This is a genomic window from Stratiformator vulcanicus (genome assembly GCF_007744515.1).
In the GTDB taxonomy this organism is placed as follows: Bacteria; Planctomycetota; Planctomycetia; order Planctomycetales; family Planctomycetaceae; genus Stratiformator; species Stratiformator vulcanicus.
The window spans coordinates 4,159,190-4,179,957 of sequence record NZ_CP036268.1 but is presented as its reverse complement, the minus strand read 5'-3'; the positions used below and the strand labels follow the sequence as shown (position 1 = coordinate 4,179,957).

19 protein-coding genes are annotated in these 20,768 nt (G+C 57.9%); 10 read left to right on the top strand and 9 right to left on the bottom strand.

Features of this window, described 5'->3' with window-relative positions:
- Positions 1 to 2 precede the first annotated feature (2 nt).
- Complete coding sequence (locus tag Pan189_RS16630) at positions 3 to 1,280, top strand: DUF1552 domain-containing protein (protein WP_145365184.1); 1,278 nt, start codon at positions 3 to 5, stop codon at positions 1,278 to 1,280.
- Between the two features lie 84 nt (positions 1,281 to 1,364).
- Here the strand turns inward: Pan189_RS16630 and Pan189_RS16625 are convergent, their stop codons facing one another.
- The 5 genes from Pan189_RS16625 to Pan189_RS16605 form a co-directional block, all read right to left on the bottom strand.
- Positions 1,365 to 1,718, bottom strand: a complete 354-nt coding sequence (locus Pan189_RS16625; RefSeq protein ID WP_145365182.1) for a hypothetical protein — start codon at positions 1,716 to 1,718, stop codon at positions 1,365 to 1,367.
- A gap of 255 nt (positions 1,719 to 1,973) precedes the next feature.
- Entirely contained in the window at positions 1,974 to 2,594 is a 621-nt protein-coding gene (locus Pan189_RS16620; RefSeq protein WP_145365180.1) for a hypothetical protein, read from the bottom strand.
- A 47-nt stretch (positions 2,595 to 2,641) separates the two neighbouring features.
- Positions 2,642 to 3,034, bottom strand: a complete 393-nt coding sequence (locus Pan189_RS16615) for a hypothetical protein (RefSeq protein WP_145365178.1) — start codon at positions 3,032 to 3,034, stop codon at positions 2,642 to 2,644.
- A gap of 29 nt (positions 3,035 to 3,063) precedes the next feature.
- Positions 3,064 to 4,023: a DUF6630 family protein gene (locus Pan189_RS16610; protein ID WP_145365176.1), complete on the bottom strand. Its 960-nt coding sequence runs from the start codon at positions 4,021 to 4,023 to the stop codon at positions 3,064 to 3,066.
- 72 nt (positions 4,024 to 4,095) lie between these two features.
- On the bottom strand, positions 4,096 to 7,542 hold the full coding sequence (locus tag Pan189_RS16605; protein WP_145365174.1) for a pyruvate carboxylase: 3,447 nt from the start codon (positions 7,540 to 7,542) through the stop codon (positions 4,096 to 4,098).
- A 301-nt stretch (positions 7,543 to 7,843) separates the two neighbouring features.
- Here Pan189_RS16605 and Pan189_RS16600 point away from each other — a divergent pair, with 301 nt between their 5' ends.
- The gene (locus tag Pan189_RS16600; protein ID WP_145365172.1) at positions 7,844 to 8,641 is read left to right on the top strand and encodes a GYF domain-containing protein; all 798 of its coding nucleotides are present in this window, start codon (positions 7,844 to 7,846) and stop codon (positions 8,639 to 8,641) included.
- A 36-nt stretch (positions 8,642 to 8,677) separates the two neighbouring features.
- Positions 8,678 to 9,397, top strand: a complete 720-nt coding sequence (locus Pan189_RS16595; protein WP_145365170.1) for an RluA family pseudouridine synthase — start codon at positions 8,678 to 8,680, stop codon at positions 9,395 to 9,397.
- On the opposite strand, the gene Pan189_RS16590 is transcribed toward Pan189_RS16595, so the two are convergent.
- The gene (locus tag Pan189_RS16590; RefSeq protein ID WP_145365168.1) at positions 9,394 to 9,882 is read right to left on the bottom strand and encodes a TFIIB-type zinc ribbon-containing protein; all 489 of its coding nucleotides are present in this window, start codon (positions 9,880 to 9,882) and stop codon (positions 9,394 to 9,396) included. The two genes, Pan189_RS16595 and Pan189_RS16590, sit on opposite strands and share 4 nt — an antisense overlap.
- 728 nt (positions 9,883 to 10,610) lie before the next feature.
- On the opposite strand from Pan189_RS16590, the gene Pan189_RS16585 reads away from it, so the two are divergent.
- A complete protein-coding gene (locus Pan189_RS16585; protein ID WP_145365166.1) occupies positions 10,611 to 10,946 on the top strand; it encodes a hypothetical protein in 336 nt (111 codons plus the stop codon).
- Between the two features lie 307 nt (positions 10,947 to 11,253).
- On the opposite strand, the gene Pan189_RS16580 is transcribed toward Pan189_RS16585, so the two are convergent.
- From Pan189_RS16580 to Pan189_RS16570, 3 genes are all read right to left on the bottom strand, one after another.
- Entirely contained in the window at positions 11,254 to 12,681 is a 1,428-nt protein-coding gene (locus Pan189_RS16580; RefSeq protein ID WP_145365164.1) for a DUF1501 domain-containing protein, read from the bottom strand.
- Positions 12,682 to 12,728: 47 nt separating this feature from the next.
- Positions 12,729 to 15,296 carry a PSD1 and planctomycete cytochrome C domain-containing protein gene (locus tag Pan189_RS16575; RefSeq protein ID WP_145365162.1) on the bottom strand — a complete coding sequence of 856 codons (2,568 nt, stop codon included), beginning with the start codon at positions 15,294 to 15,296 and terminating at the stop codon, positions 12,729 to 12,731.
- A gap of 182 nt (positions 15,297 to 15,478) precedes the next feature.
- Positions 15,479 to 16,117 (bottom strand): shikimate kinase, encoded by a 639-nt coding sequence (locus Pan189_RS16570; protein WP_310820650.1) that lies wholly within the window; start codon positions 16,115 to 16,117, stop codon positions 15,479 to 15,481.
- Between the two features lie 10 nt (positions 16,118 to 16,127).
- Between Pan189_RS16570 and ilvD the strand changes: the two genes are divergently transcribed.
- From ilvD to Pan189_RS16540, 6 genes are all read left to right on the top strand, one after another.
- The gene (gene ilvD, locus Pan189_RS16565; protein ID WP_145365160.1) at positions 16,128 to 17,822 is read left to right on the top strand and encodes a dihydroxy-acid dehydratase; all 1,695 of its coding nucleotides are present in this window, start codon (positions 16,128 to 16,130) and stop codon (positions 17,820 to 17,822) included.
- 15 nt (positions 17,823 to 17,837) lie between these two features.
- Positions 17,838 to 18,344: a hypothetical protein gene (locus tag Pan189_RS16560; RefSeq protein ID WP_145365158.1), complete on the top strand. Its 507-nt coding sequence runs from the start codon at positions 17,838 to 17,840 to the stop codon at positions 18,342 to 18,344.
- Positions 18,345 to 18,412: 68 nt separating this feature from the next.
- Positions 18,413 to 18,892, top strand: coding sequence for an SRPBCC family protein (locus Pan189_RS16555; protein ID WP_145365157.1), 480 nt, complete (start codon positions 18,413 to 18,415; stop codon positions 18,890 to 18,892).
- Positions 18,889 to 19,581 carry a hypothetical protein gene (locus Pan189_RS16550; RefSeq protein ID WP_145365155.1) on the top strand — a complete coding sequence of 231 codons (693 nt, stop codon included), beginning with the start codon at positions 18,889 to 18,891 and terminating at the stop codon, positions 19,579 to 19,581. Before Pan189_RS16555 ends, Pan189_RS16550 begins: the two co-directional genes overlap by 4 nt.
- Positions 19,578 to 20,039: a hypothetical protein gene (locus tag Pan189_RS16545; protein ID WP_145365153.1), complete on the top strand. Its 462-nt coding sequence runs from the start codon at positions 19,578 to 19,580 to the stop codon at positions 20,037 to 20,039. The genes Pan189_RS16550 and Pan189_RS16545 overlap by 4 nt, the downstream gene beginning before the upstream one ends.
- Before the next feature lie 249 nt (positions 20,040 to 20,288).
- Complete coding sequence (locus tag Pan189_RS16540) at positions 20,289 to 20,759, top strand: hypothetical protein (protein ID WP_145365151.1); 471 nt, start codon at positions 20,289 to 20,291, stop codon at positions 20,757 to 20,759.
- Positions 20,760 to 20,768 lie beyond the last annotated feature (9 nt).

Sequence of the window (20,768 nt, the reverse complement as noted above, 5' to 3'; positions counted from 1 at the left end):
AGATGCTTATTAAAAATTCAATCTCACGACGCACAATGCTCCGCGGCGTGGGCGCGACGCTGTGCCTGCCGGCATTGGAGTCGATGGCTTCGGCGGCACCGGGCGCAAAGCCGTCACAACGGTTAATTTTCTTGAGCTATCCGTTCGGCGTGCCCAAGGACGAATGGTTCCCGACCGAAGCGGGGCCCGACTATGAGCTGCCGCAGTGTTTGAAGCCGCTCGAGCGGCACCGCAAAAACTTCTCGGTCCTGAGCAATCTCTCGAACAAGAATGCGACGCAGGCTCACTGGGGCTGCACGACGTGGCTGACCAGTGCCAGCGTTGTCAGCAGCAATGGATCGTCGGTTAAGAACACCGTTTCGGTCGATCAGGTGGCGGCCCGCAAACTCGGGGAAAACACTCGGTTCCAATCGCTCGAGTTGGCCGGTAAAGACAACAACGGCTGCGGCCCGGGGCTGTCGCTGTCATGGGCTTATACCGGGAACACCGTCGCTGGTGAGACAAGTCCCCTGGCCCTCTATAATCGGCTGTTCGGGGCCGAAGAAGTCTCACTCGAAGAGCGGAAGTACCTGCTCAGCCAGGACCGCAGCGTGCTGGACGTCCTGATGTCGGACGCAAAATCGATGCACCGGAGTATCTCAAAAACCGACCGTGAAAAGGTCGAGGAGTATTTTCAATCGGTGCGTGACATCGAGACTCGGCTCAATAAGTCCGAAGCGTGGCTCGAAGAGCCCAAGCCGAAGACCGATCTCGCTCCTCCCGAAAATAAGTTATCGGGCACCGCCGAAATTAAAATGATGTACGACCTGATTGTCGCAGCGATTAAGGCCGACCTGACGCGAGTCATCACCTATCGACAACCGCTCGAAGGCCTGATCGCCGAACTCGGCTATAAAGTGACCGGGCACGAGACGACCCACTGCGGCAAGAATAGCAAGCCGTATGAGGCATCGATCGCCCGCACGACCACGCAAATTGAACTGCTCGCCTACCTGATCGACCAGTTAAAAGGGATTCAAGAAGTCGACGGCTCCTCCGTGTTCGATCACACCACGATCACCTACGGCGGCGGAATCGTCCACGGCCACTACCTTCGCAACACCCCGACGCTGGTCGCCGGTCACGGCGGCGGCGGCCTCAATCAGGGCGAGCACTACGTTTACGAGTCGGAGCAAACCCCGCTGTCGAACCTCTGGCTCGGCATCCTCCGCAACGCCGGAATCGAAGCCGACCGCTTCGCCGACAGCGACAAAGTCCTCCCCCGCCTCTTCCGCGGCTAGGTTCGGGACGTCCGGCCCGACAAAAGCGGATCGTCAAAAGTAGAGGCGGTCCGCTTTCTAATTTCTCAACTGGCGTAGCTACCCTCAAAGGCCAATGTGGTTGACATCAAAATCGACACTCTCGATGGAATTATTAGTGGCACGGATTTTGACGCAGTGCCAAACCTTAATCGTTAAAGAAACCCTCTGCGTTCGTGTCAAAACCGCAGTTTTCTGCTCCCCTTCGATGTGCTCTTCGAGGTCAAAGCCGCTGAGCTTCATCTTTTCTATGCAATCGCTATAAATCGCCCCCTCCTCGACATATCGCAATTCTTCCGCAAGATCGCCTTTCGACGCCGCTCCGCTGCCATGATCGAGTACGCAACCCAGTAGCGCGGAAACCGATGCTATAGCGAAGATGATATTAGAAGATTTTAAGACGAGGTTAGTGTGAGTCATTATTATTTTAGGGGTAGCATAAAACGGAACTGGGCAGTTCTAGTGTCAACTCGGGGTGGCTGGGGACGGGCGCGTTCTAATCGCTGGTCTGCCTCCGGTAGTCGATCGCCCATCGCAAAGCCCGCCCGCCCCCAGTTGTACCGGGGGGGCGGACATGCTTCAGGTTCCGACTCAACTCCGCGCTCGCTGGGGGCGGCTCTTCGAGACCGTCCCCAGCCACCCGCCGTTGTCCCGCCATCGCAACTCTGGAAATCGTCATCTGTCTCCACAATACGCATCAACGGCCTCTAAGTAGTCCTCTTCCGAGATGGCAATGCGCCATGTCACTCTTCGCAACTTCGGGCCGCAGCATGGGCATTGAATTAATCGTTCAAGTGATTCGAGGTGTCCATGCATCGAATGCGAGTGGTTCTTAGCCTCTTTGAGTAGAGACATGCAGCGGTCCGTAGCGAAAAAGCTACGGGAACGATAGCCGATGAGTTTCGCCGCGTGCAATCTGTTCAGTCCTCGATAGAGCTCGTCGAAGCTGAGGATATATCGCTCGATGAAGTCAATTCCGTTGAGAATAGAGGTGAGGGATTTTTTCCCTTCGGTGCCTGCGATAGTCATCGCCAAAGCAACGTCGGCGTGCTCAAAGTCCGGTTTCTGAAAACCTCCTTTGGCAAGCTTGAGTTGATCTTTTGTAAGATACCAGAACGAACCTCGCTTCTCTGCGAAGCCATCACTTTGCAAACGTGTCAGCGCAGCATATGTGAAGGCAGGTTTCCATTCGCCGCTGAAACGGTTCGTAGCAAAGTTATCAATCACTTGAGGAGAAGCGCCGCAAAAGCGGAAATAATAGAGGGCCGCGACCACCCGCGAAATGTCATCAGGCATCAGATTGCTCCGGCCATTTGTGCGAATAGACCCTTCTGGATGGGCGATTATAAGTCGCTGTGTTGGGCCGCGTACCACTCCGGTAGCGCCGGGTTGATCCGTTGCCAGAATACACCGTGGTAGCTTCGATGCGTCATCTCCACAGCGATCAGAATACCCCCGAGGATCAACAACGAAGTGGTGGGGATCCACAGCGGGGCATCGACAGCATAAGCCCATCCTGCAACGGCGAGGTAGGCGGCGGCCCAGATCAATTCCGGCGCTCGGCGGATTCGGAACACATTACAATAGAGGAAGAATTGCACGCAGGGGAGGACCAGAAGCCCGGCTAACTTCGCGTCATAGGGCCACATTGCCGCGGAACCGATGCCGACCAACGCGATAAAGATCGTGTCCCCCGGCGTAAGTCGAAAACCGGGACGGAATAGTTCGGGTTTCATCTCTTCACCCAGGCGAAATCCGCCTTTGCTCACACACCGAAACGTTCGACCGTTGGGCGATCGTCAAGTACAGAATTCAGGAGTGATTCAAGCTCGTCCGAATCTTTAGGCGCAAGATATATAAGAGCAAACTCATCCCCGCCGGTGTTCAAAGAAACGAGCAACCGGCCTTCCTGCTTGCAGTCAGCTCCGATACGCTCGAATAATTCCCGAATATCACCGTGATGATTGGCGTAGTCCTGCCAGTTGAGCGAAAACATATCAGCGGATCGTATCGAGCATATCTCGCCGACGATCAGTTCAGGGAACTCAGACCAATCCACAATCGCCACGATTTCATGTTCCGCCGCGACTTCAAGCAAAAGCGACCACATTTGGTTCACGGATGTGGGCGGTTCTATGCCTGTCACCATTTTCACCCGCCATTCTTCGACCAATTCAGATCGACTCTCGAAGATCGATTGAGCAGCGGAATCCAAGAAAGCAGGTATTTCGACTGTATGGCGAACTGGCGTCCCTTCGGGCCACACGTGCCGGATTCTCATTGCTGCGTCGCGGAGCCGTGGATTGCCATAATGAACTAATACGACGTTCAGTGTTTCGTTAATTGTGCTCGGGGCGGCCCCGACCGGCAGATGAGGCTCACGGCCGTCAACCGACGAGTACTGCCGAGCATAGAACAGTAAGGCATCGGCAGCTGCCAAAGCATGAAGCTTGCTTCGGCGGAGCCAGCGATCAATATCCACCCAGTCAGGGTTTAACAAATACAGTGCCTCACCCCATTCTCGGGTGATGGGGGATGAGATTCGCGTCTCAAGCCATTCGATGGCCGTCCCGCTGTCTAATGCTGCGATCGATTCCCTTACGGATTTTGCCTGAAGATTAATGCGTGGTTGTGACGGATCTCTAAAAAACAGATCCTCCAGAAGTGGGACGGAAAGCGATTTATTTTTTTGGGTGACCCGAAATATTCCTCGCAAGAATTTCATGGCCGTAATCAAATGCAATTAGGTTCGACTATCCAGATGAGCTGAGGAATATCGCTTTCGGTTCTTGCTGACCTATTCCATCACCACCAGCAAATCCCCAGTCTCGACTTGTCGGCCCGCTGTCACCAGCACGTCGGCGATTTTGCCTTCCTGCTCGGCGTTGACGGTCGATTCCATTTTCATGGCTTCGAGCGTGAGGAGCTTTTGGCCCTTCTTAACGCTGTCGCCCGGTTGGATGGCGACGGTGACCACCATGCCGGGCATGCCGGCGGCGATGTGGTTGGGGTTACTCGGGTCGGCCTTCACCGCGGCGGCGGTTTCGGGTTCGAGGCTTTTGTCGACAACCGTGACGTCACGGGGTTGGCCGTTTAATTCAAAGAACACGGTGCGGGTGCCGTCGGGATGAGGGTTGCCCACGGCGAGGAACTTAATAAACAGCCGCTTGCCTTCTTCGATATCGAACGCAATCTCCTCGCCCGGCTCTAGACCGTAGAAGAAGTTCGGCGTCGGCAAGCCGCTGACGTCGCTGTACTTGGCCTGATGCGCGGCGAAGTCCTTAAACACCTTCGTATAGAGCAGATGCGAGAGGACCTCGCGATCGCTCGGTTCGTGGCCGAGTTGCTGCGTGAGATCGGCCCGCGCGGCGGCGAAGTCGGCGGGGGGCAGCGTTTTGCCGGGGCGTTCGGTAAATTCCTCCCGACCGGCGAGGACACGATCCTTAATTTCCTGCGGGAAGCCCCCGGGCGGCTGGCCCATCGCGCCGCCGATGAGATCGATCACGCTTTGAGGGTAAGCCAGGTCCCGCTCGGGGTTTAAGATGTCCTCCTTCGCGAGGTCGCCGGAGACCATGAACAGGGCCATATCGCCGACCGCTTTGGATGTCGGGGTCACCTTCACGATGTCGCCGAACATGCGATTGACTTCGCCGTAGGTGTGGCAGATTTCGGGCCAACGATCGGCGAGGCCGAGGGAGCGAGCCTGCATGAACAGGTTCGTGTATTGCCCGCCCGGCATCTCATGGTCGTAGAGATCGCCCGTCGCCGGCAGCACATCGGTTTCAAACGGCGTATAGAATTCCCGGACGTTTCGCCAATACTCGGCGATAGCGTCGAGCGAGTCGGAGTTGAGGCCGGTATCGCGGGGCGTGTTCTGCAGAGACGTTGCGATCGTATTTAGATTAACCTGCGCGGTGCCGCCGGAGAGCGGAGCCATGGCCGCGTCGGCGATATCGAGATCGACTCCTGCCCCGTTAAGAATCGCGGCCGCTTGAATCCCGGCGGTGTCATGCGTGTGGAAGTGGATCGGAATGCCGATCTCGTCCTTAAGCGCCTTGACCAACGTTCGGGCCGCCTCCGGTTTGCAGAGCCCCGCCATATCTTTAATGGCGAGGATGTGGGCTCCCATGTTTTCCAACTCTTTGGCCAAGTTGACGTAATACTTCAGGTCATATTTCGTCCGCTTGGGATCGCTGATGTCGCCGGTGTAGCAGATGGAGGCTTCACAGAGGGAGTCGGTTTCCAGCACCGCCTCCATCGCGACTTTCATATTGTCGAGCCAGTTCAGGGCGTCGAAGATGCGGAAAATATCCATCCCGCAGTCGGAAGCTTCCTTGCAGAACTCCTTGACGATGTTGTCCGGGTAGTTCGTGTAACCGACGGCGTTCGAGGCTCGCAGCAGCATCTGCGTTAAAATATTCGGGCACTTCTCGCGGAAGTCGGCCAGCCGCTGCCACGGCGACTCTTTTAAGAATCTCATGCTGACGTCGAACGTCGCCCCGCCCCACATTTCGATCGAAAAGAGATTCGGCAGCAGTCGGGAATACGCCTCGGCGATGTTGAGCATGTCGACCGTACGCATCCGCGTCGCCAGCAGCGACTGGTGGGCATCGCGAAACGTCGTGTCGGTAATTAAGAGCTGTTTCTGATCCTTAATCCATTCGGCAAATTTCGCGGGGCCGAGTTCTTTCAGCTTGTCTTTCGAGCCGGATGGAATCGGCTGATGGGTGTCGTACTCCGGAACGTGAGCCGGTTCGCGGCGCTTCGGGCCGGGTCGACCCTTCACCAATTCGTTGCCGTTGACGATCGTCTCGCCGAGGAATGTCAGAACTTTCGTCGCGCGGTCCCGTCGTTCGGGGAACACGAACAACTCGGGCGTTTCGTCTATAAATCGCGTCGTGCATTTGCCGTCGCGAAATGTCGGGTGCGCGAGAACCTTTAAGAGAAACGGAATGTTCGACTTCACGCCGCGGATGCGGAACTCTTGCAGCGTGCGGGTAATCTTATGGACGGAATCGATGAACCTGCGGCCACGTGCGGTCACCTTCACCAACAGCGAATCGTAATAAGGATTGACGACTGCGCCGGAGAAGGCGCTGCCGGCATCAAGGCGAATGCCCATCCCCGCGGCGGAGCGGTAGTGGCTGACGCGACCGTAGTCGGGCATGAAGTTGTTGGCGGGGTCTTCCGTTGTGACGCGGCACTGCAGCGCGAACCCGATCGGCTTAATCACGCTTTGATCACCGAGGCCGATATCGGGATCATCGAGCTTACGGCCCTGCGCGACGAGGATCTGTGACTTAACGATATCGTAGCCGGTGACTTCCTCGGTGACGGTGTGCTCGACCTGGACCCGGGGGTTGACCTCAATGAAGTAGAATTCGCCGGTATCATCATCAACGAGGAATTCGACGGTCCCGGCGCACGAATAGCCGACGTGGTTGCCGATGGCGAGGGCGGCTTCGAACAGGCCCTGCCGGACGCCGTCGTCCAGATTTGGAGCCGGGGCGATTTCGATCACCTTCTGGTGCCGACGTTGGACGGAGCAGTCGCGCTCGTGGAGATGCACGAGGCTGCCGAATTCGTCACCGAGAATTTGCACCTCAATGTGGCGGGCCCGTTCGATGAACTTCTCAATGAAGATGTCGGGCGAGCCGAAGGCCTGCTGCGATTCGCGCTGGGCTGATTGAAACTCGCCCTCGAGGCTTTCTTCATCGCGGACGATTCGCATCCCCCGCCCACCCCCGCCGTGGGCGGCTTTGAGCATCACCGGGTAGCTGAGTTTTGCGGCAGCTTCGGCGGCTGCTTTCGCGTCGGTAATGGCCGGCGTGCCCTCGAGGACCGGGACATTGCACTGCTTGGCGATCTCTCGCGCGGCAGTCTTGTCGCCGAGTGAGTCAAGAATTTTTGGAGAAGGACCGACGAACGTGATCCCGGCATCGGCACATGCTTGCGCGAATTGCGTGTTCTCAGAGAGGAAGCCGTATCCCGGGTGGATGCCGTCGACCCCGTACTCTTTGGCGATGGCGATGATCGCGGGGATGTCGAGGTAGGCCCGCAGCGGCTCGCCAGTCCGACCGACATCGTAGGCCTCGTCGGCTTTGAAGCGGTGCAGCGCAAAGCGGTCTTCGTGCGCGTAAATCGCAACGGTGCGGAGCCCCAACTCTGTGGCTGTCCGGAAGATACGGATGGCGATCTCGCCACGATTGGCGACCAGAAGCTTCTTGATCGGGCGGTCAGGCATTGGCGTTCAAATTGATGGCTTGTCTTCGATTGGCGGGACAGTTTGCATGATCGTATCGGGACCCGACAAACAGAAACACCGAACACGGTCACAAAGCCTTACGCATTTCCTTTCACGCGAAATTGTGCCAATCGACGAGAGTTTCAACAACGAATCCACGATCGCGAATGGAAGCTTTGTGTTAACACAGAATTCATAATCGTTTTTCGGTCGAGGTTCTGGGACAAAGTACGTTTTCGTCTGCGTCCGGATCGGTATACTTTCCAGCCCACCAACCGACGCAATTCGATTCCTGCCTCCTATGTCGACCAAGTGGTACTATCAATTCCACGGAGGGCAGATCGGGCCGATCGACTCTGACGAGATCGATCGACTGATCTTCTCAGGCAAACTCGGACCGGGTGATCGCGTGCGCGATCGGGAATCCGATCTGTGGCTGGCCGTCCAGCGGGTGCCCCGGTTTTCCTCGCATTTTACGGATCGAGATCGACGGCGCGAGGAAGATGCCAAGGCTGCTGCCTTAGAAGCGGAACGCAATGCCGCGAAGAAGAAACGACAGCGACTTGCCGCCAGGCGGAAAAAAACCGTGCAGGCCAGCTCGGCGGCCGACGAACTCTTCGATGGTGTCACGGAAGGCGATTTCGACGGTCCGGCTGAGAGGGCTCGTAAGCCGATATTGAAGCGCCGGTCGGTCCAGTTCTTGCTGGTCTCGGTTGCTGTCATCTCGCTCTCTGCTGCCGGTTGGGGGTCGCTGATCCAATATCGACGCTCCAGCAATCGCTCGGCGTATGAGCAAACCGTGATCCTGCTAGATGAGATGGAGCAGGCGGCGGCGGTTGGAATTGATTCACCGGAATGGGCAAGTCTCAGGTCTGAGTTCGTCGACCGTCGCGACCGAATCGCCGCCGATGTCTATCACTCTCAAGTCTTTGATCCCGGCTACTTTATCTTGGATGCCTTGCGTTCGGCGACCGAGGCAATGCAGGTGACGACGACCGGGAACGATCCACAAAAGCTGATTCGGCGTTCCAAGGAACGACTCTCCTACGCCTCGTTCGCGTTTGGTCGTAAGATCGATCGACTTCTTGAGTACAGATGATTCCGTCTTGTTAATTCGGCTGATGACTGCGATTCATTGATCGCCCTCTTTGAAGACAATCACCTCATTGGCTGTCGAAAGCCGGCGGGCTTGCTGACCGTCGGGGACCAGACACGCGACCGAAGTCTCTATGACGATGTCGTTGATTATCTCGTCGAGAAATATCAAAAGCCCGGGACGGCATTTTTAGGCGTGCTTCATCGCTTAGATCGTCCTGTGTCTGGGGTCGTCCTGTTTGCTCGAACCAGCAAGGCGGCCGGGCGGGTCAGCAGTCAGTTCCGCGAGCGGACGGTCCGCAAAATATATTACGCTTGCGTCAGCGGTGTCCCCGCCTCCGCCTCGGCGGTGCTGCGAGATCACCTGTGGAAAGATCCGGGACGCAACTTCGTTTCAACGGTCTCGCCGAATGCACCGGGGGCGAAGTCGGCGGCATTGACTTACCGCGTCGTGGCGACAGCGGGCAGCCACAGTTTACTTGAGATCGAACCGCAAACCGGTCGCTCGCACCAAATCAGGGTGCAACTTGCTTCCCGCGGCTGGCCGATCCTGGGGGACGTGAAGTACGGCTCTAAGACAGAACTCGGTCATTGGATAGCGCTGCATGCGCTCGCGTTGACCATCGAACATCCGACGCGGAAGGAACCGTTGACGATCGCGACGCCACCGCCGGACGAATGGTCCGGCACGGTCCCTAAAATGCTGCTTGAACATGCCGTCGCCGCAGCCGACGGTTTCACGGGGCCAACAAATCTTTAGCGCCGACCCGGCGCCCGCTCGATCGCCGACACCTCTCCGCTATCGAGCCAGACAAGGTCGCAGCGTCCGCACGAATCGATCACCGCGTTGCCGGGGCCGTGATAGGGATGCACCTCCATTGTCAGGGCGCACCGCGGGCAGGGTCGTCTCTCGCTGAGGCTGTCTCGATCGATTGGTGACGGAATCGTATCACCGCCCGACCACGCCGCCCGCCGGGACTGCACAAGATGCGCGAAGGCGGCGCGATCACACCCGATGCCCCGGCATTCCTCGCAATAAACAATTTTAATTTCATCAATCGAACCGCACGACAACGTGCCGCAACCTCGTGGGCAGTTGTAGTCGGTCGCAGCGCCGAGCGGAACGATCCCGTCCGGACCGTCTTCGAGCGACCCCGTAAACTGGAGCGACCCGCAAAACCGGCACTCAAATCCATTGATTTCCGAGCGATATTCCAGCGGCGCAGCACAATTGGAACAGTTCATAATATTCAGGTCGGCGCGAATCGATAGCGAAGGGGAACCGAGCAACTATAGGTCACGAAATCCCGGCTGCCGCCCAATGTAGTGCGGGCTGTGCCCGCCGCTGGAAGCGGGAGACAGGAGCTAGAAGACAGTACTTAGAAGACAGAAGTTGGAAGTTGGTAGCCCGGAGGTCACACCTCCGGGTCGCCTAGCGACAAGAGGTTGCAGGTCGAGTTCTCAATGAACAACGTCGGCTGACAGATCGTCGGGAGCCGCCGCGAATCGAATTTCGGGGTTTCCTTGGCCGACGAAACTCCACACCAAACCTCTTGCGGCTTCGCCGCCCGGAGGTGGTTACGTCCGGCCTACCCGCGCAGCATAATTGGATCATTTCATGGAGATTCAATCAGCGCAGAGTGGCAGCGAGGATAACCGAGCAACGGTAGGTCACAAAATCCCGGCTGCCGCTTCGTGTAGGCCGGGCTATGCCCACCGGTGTGAAAGGGAGACAGGAGACAGAAGATAAAAGCGAGTAGCCCGGAGGTGTGACTTCCCTACCACCTGCGTGAAGAAAGAAGAACGAAGGCGGCGGAAAAGCTTGCCATTCGGTCTTGATCTGAATTGTTTGGCTGTTCTTGGGGAAGACGCGAGCAATCCCTTGAACAAGCGAACGCGCCGATGGATGATTAAAGGTCGGTCTGCTGTTCGTCATCGTGAACCAATACCGCTCCACGCTCCCGAGGGACTTCATGTCAACGCGTTATCGACTTTTCCCGTTGATCAGTATTTGCTTCCCGCTCGGTGCCGCGCCGAGTATGGATAAACTGAACTCAATGCTCGACGAAGACCTCGCAGAAAGGCGCGAAGCAATTAGGGAATTGGAAAACACTAAGGCCAAAGGAGTCGAGAACAATGGAAACTTAACCGCTCGGGATGGAGACACTTACTCGGTCTGGGAGAAGGAGAGTGTCGAGCGATCACTCGATACCCAAAGAAAATATGTCGCTTTGGTGAGCCACATCCGGGCCAGCAACGATGCAGAACTAAAACTCGCACTCTTGAGATGTTTTTACACCGACTACTAAAATGTTGAACTTGAAATGATGGATTACCACGAAACCCCCGAGGAAAAAGCCCGTGGAAAAGTCGAGATCAAACGATATCGAGAACGTCTGAAAGAACTTGATTAGAAGAATGGCGATGACTTTCGCCGGTGCTGAATGGCTAAGACCAAGACCCCTTTTATTCCGGCTATCGCGTGTGGACAGGCAGGGTGGCACGCCCACGGGACGTGGGCATGTGTGTTGAGGAGCCATGGTCTGGCAGCCCGGATACTGCGTGGCTAACCCTCCCTCATGGCCACGTCCCGTGGCCATGCCACCCGTCGGGCTCTCAAGCCAGAATTTCTTTAATTACCCGGCCATAGACGTCAGTTAGGCGGAAGTCCCGCCCCGCGTAGCGATAGGTCAGTCGCTCATGGTCAAGACCTAGCTGATGCAGCATCGTGGCGTGAATGTCGTGCAGGTGGACCTTCTCGGCGACGCCGCGGTAGCCGAAGTCGTCGGTGACGCCGTACGACATGTCGCCTTTCACGCCGCCGCCCGCGAAGAAGCAGGCGTAAGCCAGCGAGTGGTGCCCTCGACCATAGTTGTTCGGTGGCGCTTTGCCGCCGGAGAGGTCTTGGTCGAACGGCGTGCGGCCGAACTCGCCGGAACACAAGACGAGCGTATCTTCCAGCAGCCCGCGTGATTCCAGATCTTGTAAGAACCCGGCGATCGGCCGGTCGATGCCGTAGCAGTTTTGCGGGAGTTGTTTAGCGATTCGGCCGTGGTGGTCCCAACCGGCATCGGTTACCTGCACGAACCGCACACCGGCTTCCACCATCCGGCGGGCGAGGAGCATCCGCTGCCCCATCTCATCGGTGCCTTTCTCGCCGACGCCGTACAACTTTTTCGTCGCCTGCGATTCGTTGGAAATATCAAGCACCTCCGGCGCCTCGGCCTGCATGCGGAAGGCGAGTTCGTACGAGCGGATCATCGCGTCGAGCCCGTCGTCGCCACCGGCAGAGCCGAGATGATCGCGATTCATCTTGAGCAGATAGTCGAGTTGCCGCTGCTGCAGCCCGGCAGGTAACCCGCGGCTTTCGAGGTGCTCGATCTTTCCGTCGAAGACCGGCGTGCCCTGATAGGCCGCCGGCAGGAAAGCGCCGCCGTAGTTGCGCGGTCCGCCCTGCTCCGAGGTCGGATGAATCGTAACGAACCCGGGCAGATTTTGATTCTCGGTACCGAGGCCGTAATTGATCCATGCTCCCGCGGAAGGTCGCACCAACGTGGGCGAGCCGGTGTGAATCTGCTGCACCGCGGTCGGATGTGCCGGCGTGTCAGTTTCGCACGCCTTCAGCATGCAGAGCTTGTCGGCCTGCTTCGCGAGATAGGGCAGTTGTTCCGACATCCACATGCCCGATTCGCCGACGCGGTTGAGCTTGGTGACGGGCTTCAGCAGCTTTGTATTCTGCATCCCGACCTGCTTAAACCGCGAATCAGCCGCAAACGGCGGTTGCTCCCCGTGCCGTTTCACAAGTTCCGGTTTGTAGTCGAACAGGTCGACCTGCGACGGTCCGCCCTGCAGAAAGATGAAGACGATTCGCTTCGCCTTTGGTGTGAAGTGCGGCTGCTTCTCGGCCAGCGGGTGAGCCGATGCGCCGCCGCTGGCCTGCTCCTGTCCCAACAGGCCGGCGAGGGCCAGCCCGCCGAAGCCGCAGGAGGCGGTCTTCAACCATTCACGACGCGTCGACAGGTTTTGGCGATGACGGCAGAGCATGGCGGGAACTCGAAATGGGGGTTGCTCAAACAGCTCGGGAGGGAGTGCTAGCCACGGAACAGGAACTCGTTGCTGGCGAAGACCGTCTGGCAGAGGCGTGCCCAAGCGATGCGACGGGCCTCCTCCGATAATCGACCAGCATTCTCGAGGGAGGTCGCAAGCTCCGTCAGGAAGTCTCTTGCGTCGCCCACTTCTTCTTCGGTGGCAGGACGGCCGTAAGCTTCCTGGTAGAGCGTGTCGACTCTTTCCTTAACGGTGGACCGGTCCTTCAGAAGAGTCTCCGCCGTCGCGCGGGCCTGCTTGAGAATGAAGGGGCCGTTCAGGAGGTACAGGGCCTGGGTCGGGACAATCGTCTCACTGCGATCGCCGACGACCATCCCCAATTCGGGGAAGTCAAACACCGGCAACATCTCCATTTCGCCCCGGAAGCCGCGACGGTAAAGAGGCAGGTAGACTGTCCGGCGACGCAGAATGCGTTCGCTGGGTTCGGCGTCGGCGGTACTGATCTGATCCCTCCGATTGCCCGCTCGGCTGCTGATCTTGTTGTACGGCGTCATCGCAGTCTTGCCGAGATAGGTCGGGTCGAGTCGGCCGCTGATCTGCAAGATCGAATCCCGCATGGCGTCGACGTCGAGCCGACGTCGGTCCATCCGCCAACGCAGTTTGTTATCCGGATCGACGGCAAGACCTGCGGCATCGGGGGCAGCGCTGAGGCGGTAGGTTCGTGAGAGCGCGACCTGCCGGACGATCGATTTGACGGACCAATCGTTGGCGACGAACTCCGCGGCCAGGTAATCCAGCAGCTCCGGATGCGTCGGTCGATCACCGTTCAGACCGAAATTATCAACGGAAGCGACGATCCCCCGGCCCATCAGGTGATGCCAGATGCGATTGACCATCACCCGAGCCGTCAGCGGGTTGTCCGGTGAGGCGATGAAGTCGGCCAATTCGAGGCGTCCGCTGCTTGTCGACGGCATCTGTGGCGGATCGTTCTGCAAGGCGACCGTGATGAGCCCCCGCGGTACCGCCTTCCCGAGTTGATGGGCGTTTCCTCGCACCGTGATCTGCATGTCGCCGATCTCTGACGGGGAGCGGTCCTGGACCACGACCGCCCGCGGCGGCCCCGGTTCGGAATGGGTCTCCCGGAGATAGCGATGGTCATCATTGATACGGCTTATTTCGGCGCCGATCACCGCCTGTCGTTGCGCGATGCGAGCGACAGTCATGGGGAGGCCGAATCGCGGGGCTTCGACCGGCCCACCGCTTTCAAGCTGCTGACGAAGCGCTCCCAGTCGTTTCTGCTCTGCCTTGAGGGACGACCGGCGGTTTTCCAGTTCACCGAGCTGACGCTGGAAATCCTTTTCCCGACTTTCACGTTCGGCGGCTTGCTGCGGTGTCTCGGGGAGTTGGCGTTCGATCCATTCGGAGAAGAACGTCGCTCCGATGCGGCCCGAGGACGTCATCGTATTGTTGAGAATCCCGGCAATGCCGTAATAGTCGTCCTGCGGGATCGGATCGAATTTGTGATCGTGGCAGCGGGCACACCCGAGGGTCAGGCCCATCATCGCCCGCCCGGTCTTGTCGACTTGGAAATCGATGATGTCGGCCCGCAGTTGATTCATGTCATTCGCGATAACGGGCCAAGCCCCCAGTGCCAGAAATCCGGTCGCCACGATCTGCTCGGCACCCTGTTCCGTCGAATCACTCGGCAGGATGTCTCCGGCGATCTGCTCACGGACGAATTGGTCATAAGGCTTGTCGTCGTTGAACGACTCGATGACGTAGTCGCGATACCGCCAAGCTTCGTCAAGGACGATGTATCGTGCCGTGCCGGTCGAGTCGGCGTATCGGGCCAGATCGAGCCAATGCCGCCCCCACCGCTCCCCGAACTGTTGCGAAGCCAGGAGGCGATCCACGACGCAATCGAAAGCTTGCGGGCTCTCGTCTTGGAGGAACGATTCGATCTCCGGGATCGTCGGCGTCAGGCCCGTCAGATCGAGCGTCACCCGCCGCAGCCAAGTTCGGCGGTCCGCATCGGCCACCGGCGTGAGCCCCGCGGCCTCCTGCTTCGCAAGGATGAAGCGATCGATCTCGTCGAGCGGCCAGTCCTCCGCGTCGACGTCAGGGGTGGTGGGCCGGTCAACCGGCTGAAACGCCCAGAACTTCCGGCCTGCTTCGAGGTCGATCCCGCCCGACTTCGTTTTCGCCTCACCGTCCCGCGGGTCGGGGGCACCCATTTCAATCCACTTGCGGAAATCGGCGATGACCGCATCAGGCAGCTTGCCGCTGGGAGGCATATCGTAGAACAGCCCATCGTAAGCTATCGCGTCGAGCAGCAGACTCTGGTCGGGCTTCCCCGGAACGACGGCCGCTCCGGAATCACCTCCGGAGCGCACCGCGGCCCGTGTGTCAATCGAAAAGTTGCCTTCGAGTGTCTCCGTCTCCGACGAATGACAATCGGCGCAGTGCTTCAATAAAGCCGGGCGGATTTTCGATTCAAAGAAACTCAGTTGTTGACGCGTCATTTCCCCGGCGAGCAACTCGCCGGACGCGACAAAGGCAATTAAGCCAATCGCAGCAGTTACGACGGCGCGGTGGGCTCTGCTGCAAACCATCTATCGTGCCCCTTAATTGGGTCAACGGCAGGAAGTCGAGGAGGGCACACAAGTATCCTGCATGAAAACTTAGACTGTCAAGTCGCATCAGTAAATTCGGATTCGAAATTCAGTGGCGGCTTTATTCAGAGTCAAAGGATCCCGTTGGACCAACCCGCAACCGATCAGGCACATTTCAAATTTTAAATACGCCCATCCAACAACCCCACGATCTCAGCGGCGACCCAGCCCGGCGGGTGATCTCCGCATTGGATCGTCAGGTCGGCCCATTTCTCGTAAAGGGGGCGGCGTTCGGCTTCGAGGTCGGCGACCGATTTGCCGGGGGCGATGACCACGCCTCTGGCTTCGAGATCGCTGAGTCGTTGGTTGAGCACGTCGAGCGGGACGTCGAGATAGATGACCGGGCCGAGCGATTTCAGGTGAGCCATGCCGCGGTCGAGGTAGACGACGCTACCGCCGGTCGAGAACACGTCGTGCGGGCCGGACAGCGACAGCAGATAATTCTCTTCGATTTCGAGGAATCCGGCCGGTGAATGGGCGGCCATGATCTCGCTCAGCCGCATGCCTTCGCCGGTTTCCATGACCTCATCGGTGTCGACGAATCGATAGCCCAGCCGCGCCGCGAGGGGGCGGCCGACCGTGCTCTTTCCCGAGCCGGGCATACCGATCAGGCTCACATTGTCGGGTCGACCGTCATTCATTGGCGGTTTCGAGAAGAATCGGGGAGCGTCGACTTTCACTACGTGCAGATTCGGCTTGTAATCGTTCGGGGCGGACGAGGTCAACTTGCCGCCGCCCTTCCCGCTCATTTGCTTCAACATACCGTAAATCATGCCCGCAGAACCGCCACTGAACTGGAACAGCCGACAACTCACGCGCGGGTGGCAAAAAGGGGTCACCGCGTTCTATTACGGCCTGGGACTCGACGATTCCGATTTCGATCGGCCGCAGGTGGGGATCGGCGTCCCGCTGCTCGACGGGAACCTGTGCAATGTCCACGCGTATGAACTGGGTAAGCTGATCGCCGAGGGCTGCGGCGAGGCCGGGCTGATCGGCTTTCCGTTCGGCACGCCGGGGGTCAGCGACAACATCACGCAGGGTCACGCGGGAGGCCGCGCGAGTCTGGTCAGCCGCAATGTTATCGCCGACTCGGCTGAGATGGTCACGACCGCCCATTGCTACGACGCCCTCATCGGGCTGCACCATTGCGACAAAAACGGCCCGGGTTTTGCGATGGCACTGGCCCGCACGAACTACCCCGGGCTGCTCGTCTCAGGCGGAAGTATCAAGCCGGGGTGCCACAACGGTCGGGATACTTCAATTCTCGACGTCTATGACAGTCAGGCCGCGGTCGCCGCGGGGACTATGGAAGAGGCGGAGGCGGATGAAATTTTAAAGACATCCTGCCCCGGCCCCGGCGGATGCGGCATTGCGGCATCGTTCAATACGTGGGGCCTCGCAATGGAGGCGATCGGTCTGATGCCGCCTTATAGCTCATCGCACTTGGCCGTCGATCAAGACAAGCGCGACGAATGTCGCCACGTCGGCGGTTACATTAGAACGCTGCTCGAACGAAATATCCGGCCGCGCGATATCTTGACGAAACCCGCGTTCGCGAATGCGATGCGAACCATCGCAGCGGCGGGAGGGAGTTCCAACGGCGTGCTGCACCTACTCGCGCTGGCGCGAGAGGCCGAGGTTGATTTCACCTTAAGAGACGTGCAGGCGATTTGCCGCGAGACACCCGTGCTATGCTCATTCGCTCCACGGGGCGTGAGGACGATGGCCGACCTCCAAAAACTGGGTGGAACGCCCCTGCTCTTAAAGCACTTCTTAAAAGCCGGACTGCTCGACGGCGATTGCCTGACCGTCACCGGGCAGACACTCGCTGAGAATCTGGCCGACATCGTCGATGTGCCGGTTGATCAGGACCTGATCGCACCGATCGATCAACCGTTTAAGGAGCGAGCCGACATCGCGATTTGCTTCGGTAATCTCGCACCGGACGGCATTGTTTTTAAGGTCAGCAGCATGGAGGACCCGCACTTTCGCGGCCGGGCTCTTTGTTTCAGCGAGCCGCGCGATATCGTCGAAGCGGCTAAGGCGAAGAGGATCACGCCCGGCACGATTGTCATCCTGCGTTATCTCGGCCCGAAAGCCGCCGCAATGCCGGAGGTGCTGGTGGCGACATCGGCCCTTTCTACGAAAGAACTCGACGGCAAAGTCGCATTAATTTCGGATGCCCGTGTCAGCGGAGTCAGCCACGGTGCGATCGGCGTTCACTGTGCCCCGGAAGCCCTCGTGGGTGGGCCGATCGCATTAATCGAAGACGGCGATGCGATCACGTTCGATGTAGTGAAAGGGACGGTCGAGCTTGAGGTCAATGCGGAAGACTTAGCGGCACGACAACAGCGATGGTCGCCACCGGAATTTGGCAGCGATGCCCCGACGTATCTGAAGCAATTCGCAGCGACGGTCGGACAGGCGGATGTGGGGTGTGTTGCGATGTTTTTAAAGCACTTTTGACATAGGGCGGATCAAATGATCAATTGGATATATTATCCTAAGTCAGACCAGCCGACGAGTCTGTCGCTTCAAGTTGTGAAAGTATTCGAAGATGTGGAAACCGCAATTGAGTCAGGGGTTTCTGGGAAGTCCAGTAACGAAGTGCTCGCAATGCTACGGCCGGGCTTAGAGCAAGTCGGCTTCACGGTTGAGTCTGGAAAGAAGGCCTCGGAGAGAATCGCTGTCCCCGTTCTTTTTGGGCGAAACGGAAAACCAGAGAAGTCATTTCATGCTGACGCCTATCACGAAAAGGAGGGTTATGTCATTGAGGTTGAGGCTGGACGCGGCGTTGTCAACAATCAATTCTTAAAAGACCTGTTTCAAGCCTGCATGATGCACGATGTTGAGTTTCTGTCCATCGCCGTCTGCAATTGGTACGGCTCGAACAGAGACTTTGAGTCAGTTGAAAGATTTTTCGACACAATGTACACGAGCCAACGCCTCCAGTTGCCGCTCAAGGGAATATTACTCGTCGGCTACTAAAATAAACTTCAATGACGAAGTCTATCTACGATTCGATCTTCATTTACTTTATATAAGTGTGCAACCCCATGAAATTCACCCTCGACCGCTTCGTCAACGCCCCGGCGGACGTCACTTTTGAGACGTTCAGTGACTTCGAGAATTCCCCGGAATACATCGAGGCGATCGAACGGCTTGAGATGTTGACGGACCAGCCGGTCGGCGTCGGGACGAAGTTTCGCGAGACCCGTACGATGTTCGGCAAAGAGGCGACCGAAGAATTCGAAGTGATCGAATTCGATCGGCCCCGGCGGTATGTCTTGCGGTCGTACAGTTGCGGGGCTGAGTATTTGTGCGAGTTCGAGTTCGCCGAAGACGGCGGAGGGTCGCGCGCGACGTCGACCGTCTCGACGCAGGCACAAACTTTTTTCGCGAAGCTGTTTTCCCCGATCGGCGTTTTGATGTCGGGCACGATGAAACGACTGATTGCCAAAGACCTCGCCGATGGTGCCGCGGCTGCCGAGGCGAAAGCCAATCCGCCGGAAGAAACTGATGAGGTGCGAACATGAAGCGGCCCGCCGCGATTCTACTTTTTATGGTACTTGGCTTGGTGTCAGCGCTGCCGATGGCCGGTGCGGCGGATCCCGACCCGTTGCAATTGGAGCGACGCTGGACCGTCATCGCCCCGCCCGCCGGCCAGAAGCCGGGGCAGTCGCCGTTCGAATCGTTGACCGACTTTAAATTCGTCGGACCGAACAACGACCCGAACGTGATCGGCGAATATAAAGCGGACGGCGAGTGGGGTTTAAGCGGACGTGTTTTTCAACAGACATCCGGTGAGGCCGCCGCGGTCAAGCTCGGACGAGCGGAGGACTTCTCACTCGAAGCCGTCGCCAATTTCGACGGCACCGGCGGCTGGTTCTTAATGATGGGCTCGGATGGCGAGGCGGGCCACGTCCTCTCACACAGTTCCCTTCGGCAGAACGATTACTGGCGAACCTATCCGCTCCGAGGCGGCCGGGCTGACAAGTTCGGCGTTAAGACACACAGCGACTCGTTCCGCCCCCGTGGCGATCAGCCGATGTGGATTATTGTTAAGGACGGCAAGCTCTCCCTCCGCATCGGTGAAACCGTCGTGCTCCGCGAGCACGAACTCGACGGCTACGCCGAAGGAGACATCGTCCTCGGTTCGTTTAAAAATCAATACGGAGTAAAGCTGCTGAAATTTAAGGCGCTGCGGGTGAGGGCGCTGCGGTGACGCCCAATACCAACGTGCGTATCGTAGCGATCACTACAACCGTGCTGCTGATACCGGTGATCGCCGTCAGTGGATTCTTGATCGCGGTCCGACTCGTCGACACGCAGCGTTGGCGTGAAGCGAGACCGGCTTTCGATCCGCTGCTACCGCTCGGTGTGTCGATTTTGCGCCAACCGATTCCGCTCAATCGGCATATTGCGTATGTCCTAACGTTCGATTCCAATTCAGAGTTGTCGGATGCGAACGTCAAAGAGCTTCTCGCATTAAATCAGCTCCCCGAGAAAAATTCGCTAGGTGTCATTATTGAAACGCCCCACATTAGCGATGAAGCGGTGCCAGCGCTGGTGAAAGTTCAAGCAATCGACGATCTCGGCTTAGTCGGGACATCAATGACGCCCGCCGGCGTTGAGCGCCTTCGAAAACTCCGACCGTCAATGTCCATATATTACGAAAAGTAGCGTGGCTCACTCGGACGAATCGCCGACGAGATTGCAATCAAAGTTAATCAACCGATGGCACAACAACCGGGCCTGCGACCCTACATCGTGATGACCCTCGCTGCCTTCGGTGGGACGTTGCTCGCCGGGCTTTGCGGCTTCATCTTCGGCATGTTGCGATCGACTGGCCTGCACCAACTGGATCCTCGACTCGGTTTGTGCGTTGTCGGGTTCGTCTTATTGCCTTCGCTAATCCTTCCATTCTTGCGAATGTTGGAGAATGCCGCCCTTCGCATTGCATTGGCTGCGTTGCTTGGTGCGGGTGCATGCGGGCTCACTAACATTGTGTCAATTTTTGGTGCTCCGACTCTCGGCCCAGAGGGAATACCGGCTACTATTCCATATCTCGCCGTTCTGTTTGGCCTCTGGGGTTTTTTATTCGGATTTTGTGGCGGCCGATTGATCCAGCCTAGCTATCGAACGACTACGGAGAAATGGCTGTCGACGATCAAGATTGCGTTTCAAATGATGTTCTTTGGTGCCTTGGCATCTTTCAATCTATCGGCGCTGTTTATCGCTCAATTTGGAATTCCGGGTGTTCAATCGATCCCGATACCAGTGTTTGTGATGTTTGCCCTGTCGATTGTCATGTTGGGGATCGTCTTCGTCTTGATCTCGATTCCGCTCGCGTGGGAACTGAAGCGGCAACTTCGAGAGCGTGCTGCGCGACAGGTTGAGTAATTGGAAGTC

Bases quoted from the DNA above. Each gene is read 5' to 3' on its own strand.
- Pan189_RS16630 (WP_145365184.1), top strand. From the start codon at position 3: ATGCTTATTAAAAATTCAATCTCACGACGCACAATGCTCCGCGGCGTG.
- Pan189_RS16625 (WP_145365182.1), bottom strand. From the start codon at position 1,718: ATGACTCACACTAACCTCGTCTTAAAATCTTCTAATATCATCTTCGCT.
- Pan189_RS16620 (WP_145365180.1), bottom strand. From the start codon at position 2,594: ATGCCTGATGACATTTCGCGGGTGGTCGCGGCCCTCTATTATTTCCGC.
- Pan189_RS16615 (WP_145365178.1), bottom strand. From the start codon at position 3,034: ATGAAACCCGAACTATTCCGTCCCGGTTTTCGACTTACGCCGGGGGAC.
- Pan189_RS16610 (WP_145365176.1), bottom strand. From the start codon at position 4,023: ATGAAATTCTTGCGAGGAATATTTCGGGTCACCCAAAAAAATAAATCG.
- Pan189_RS16605 (WP_145365174.1), bottom strand. From the start codon at position 7,542: ATGCCTGACCGCCCGATCAAGAAGCTTCTGGTCGCCAATCGTGGCGAG.
- Pan189_RS16600 (WP_145365172.1), top strand. From the start codon at position 7,844: ATGTCGACCAAGTGGTACTATCAATTCCACGGAGGGCAGATCGGGCCG.
- Pan189_RS16590 (WP_145365168.1), bottom strand. From the start codon at position 9,882: ATGAACTGTTCCAATTGTGCTGCGCCGCTGGAATATCGCTCGGAAATC.
- Pan189_RS16585 (WP_145365166.1), top strand. From the start codon at position 10,611: ATGTCAACGCGTTATCGACTTTTCCCGTTGATCAGTATTTGCTTCCCG.
- Pan189_RS16580 (WP_145365164.1), bottom strand. From the start codon at position 12,681: ATGCTCTGCCGTCATCGCCAAAACCTGTCGACGCGTCGTGAATGGTTG.
- Pan189_RS16575 (WP_145365162.1), bottom strand. From the start codon at position 15,296: ATGGTTTGCAGCAGAGCCCACCGCGCCGTCGTAACTGCTGCGATTGGC.
- Pan189_RS16570 (WP_310820650.1), bottom strand. From the start codon at position 16,117: ATGTTGAAGCAAATGAGCGGGAAGGGCGGCGGCAAGTTGACCTCGTCC.
- ilvD (WP_145365160.1), top strand. From the start codon at position 16,128: ATGCCCGCAGAACCGCCACTGAACTGGAACAGCCGACAACTCACGCGC.
- Pan189_RS16560 (WP_145365158.1), top strand. From the start codon at position 17,838: ATGATCAATTGGATATATTATCCTAAGTCAGACCAGCCGACGAGTCTG.
- Pan189_RS16555 (WP_145365157.1), top strand. From the start codon at position 18,413: ATGAAATTCACCCTCGACCGCTTCGTCAACGCCCCGGCGGACGTCACT.
- Pan189_RS16550 (WP_145365155.1), top strand. From the start codon at position 18,889: ATGAAGCGGCCCGCCGCGATTCTACTTTTTATGGTACTTGGCTTGGTG.
- Pan189_RS16540 (WP_145365151.1), top strand. From the start codon at position 20,289: ATGTTGGAGAATGCCGCCCTTCGCATTGCATTGGCTGCGTTGCTTGGT.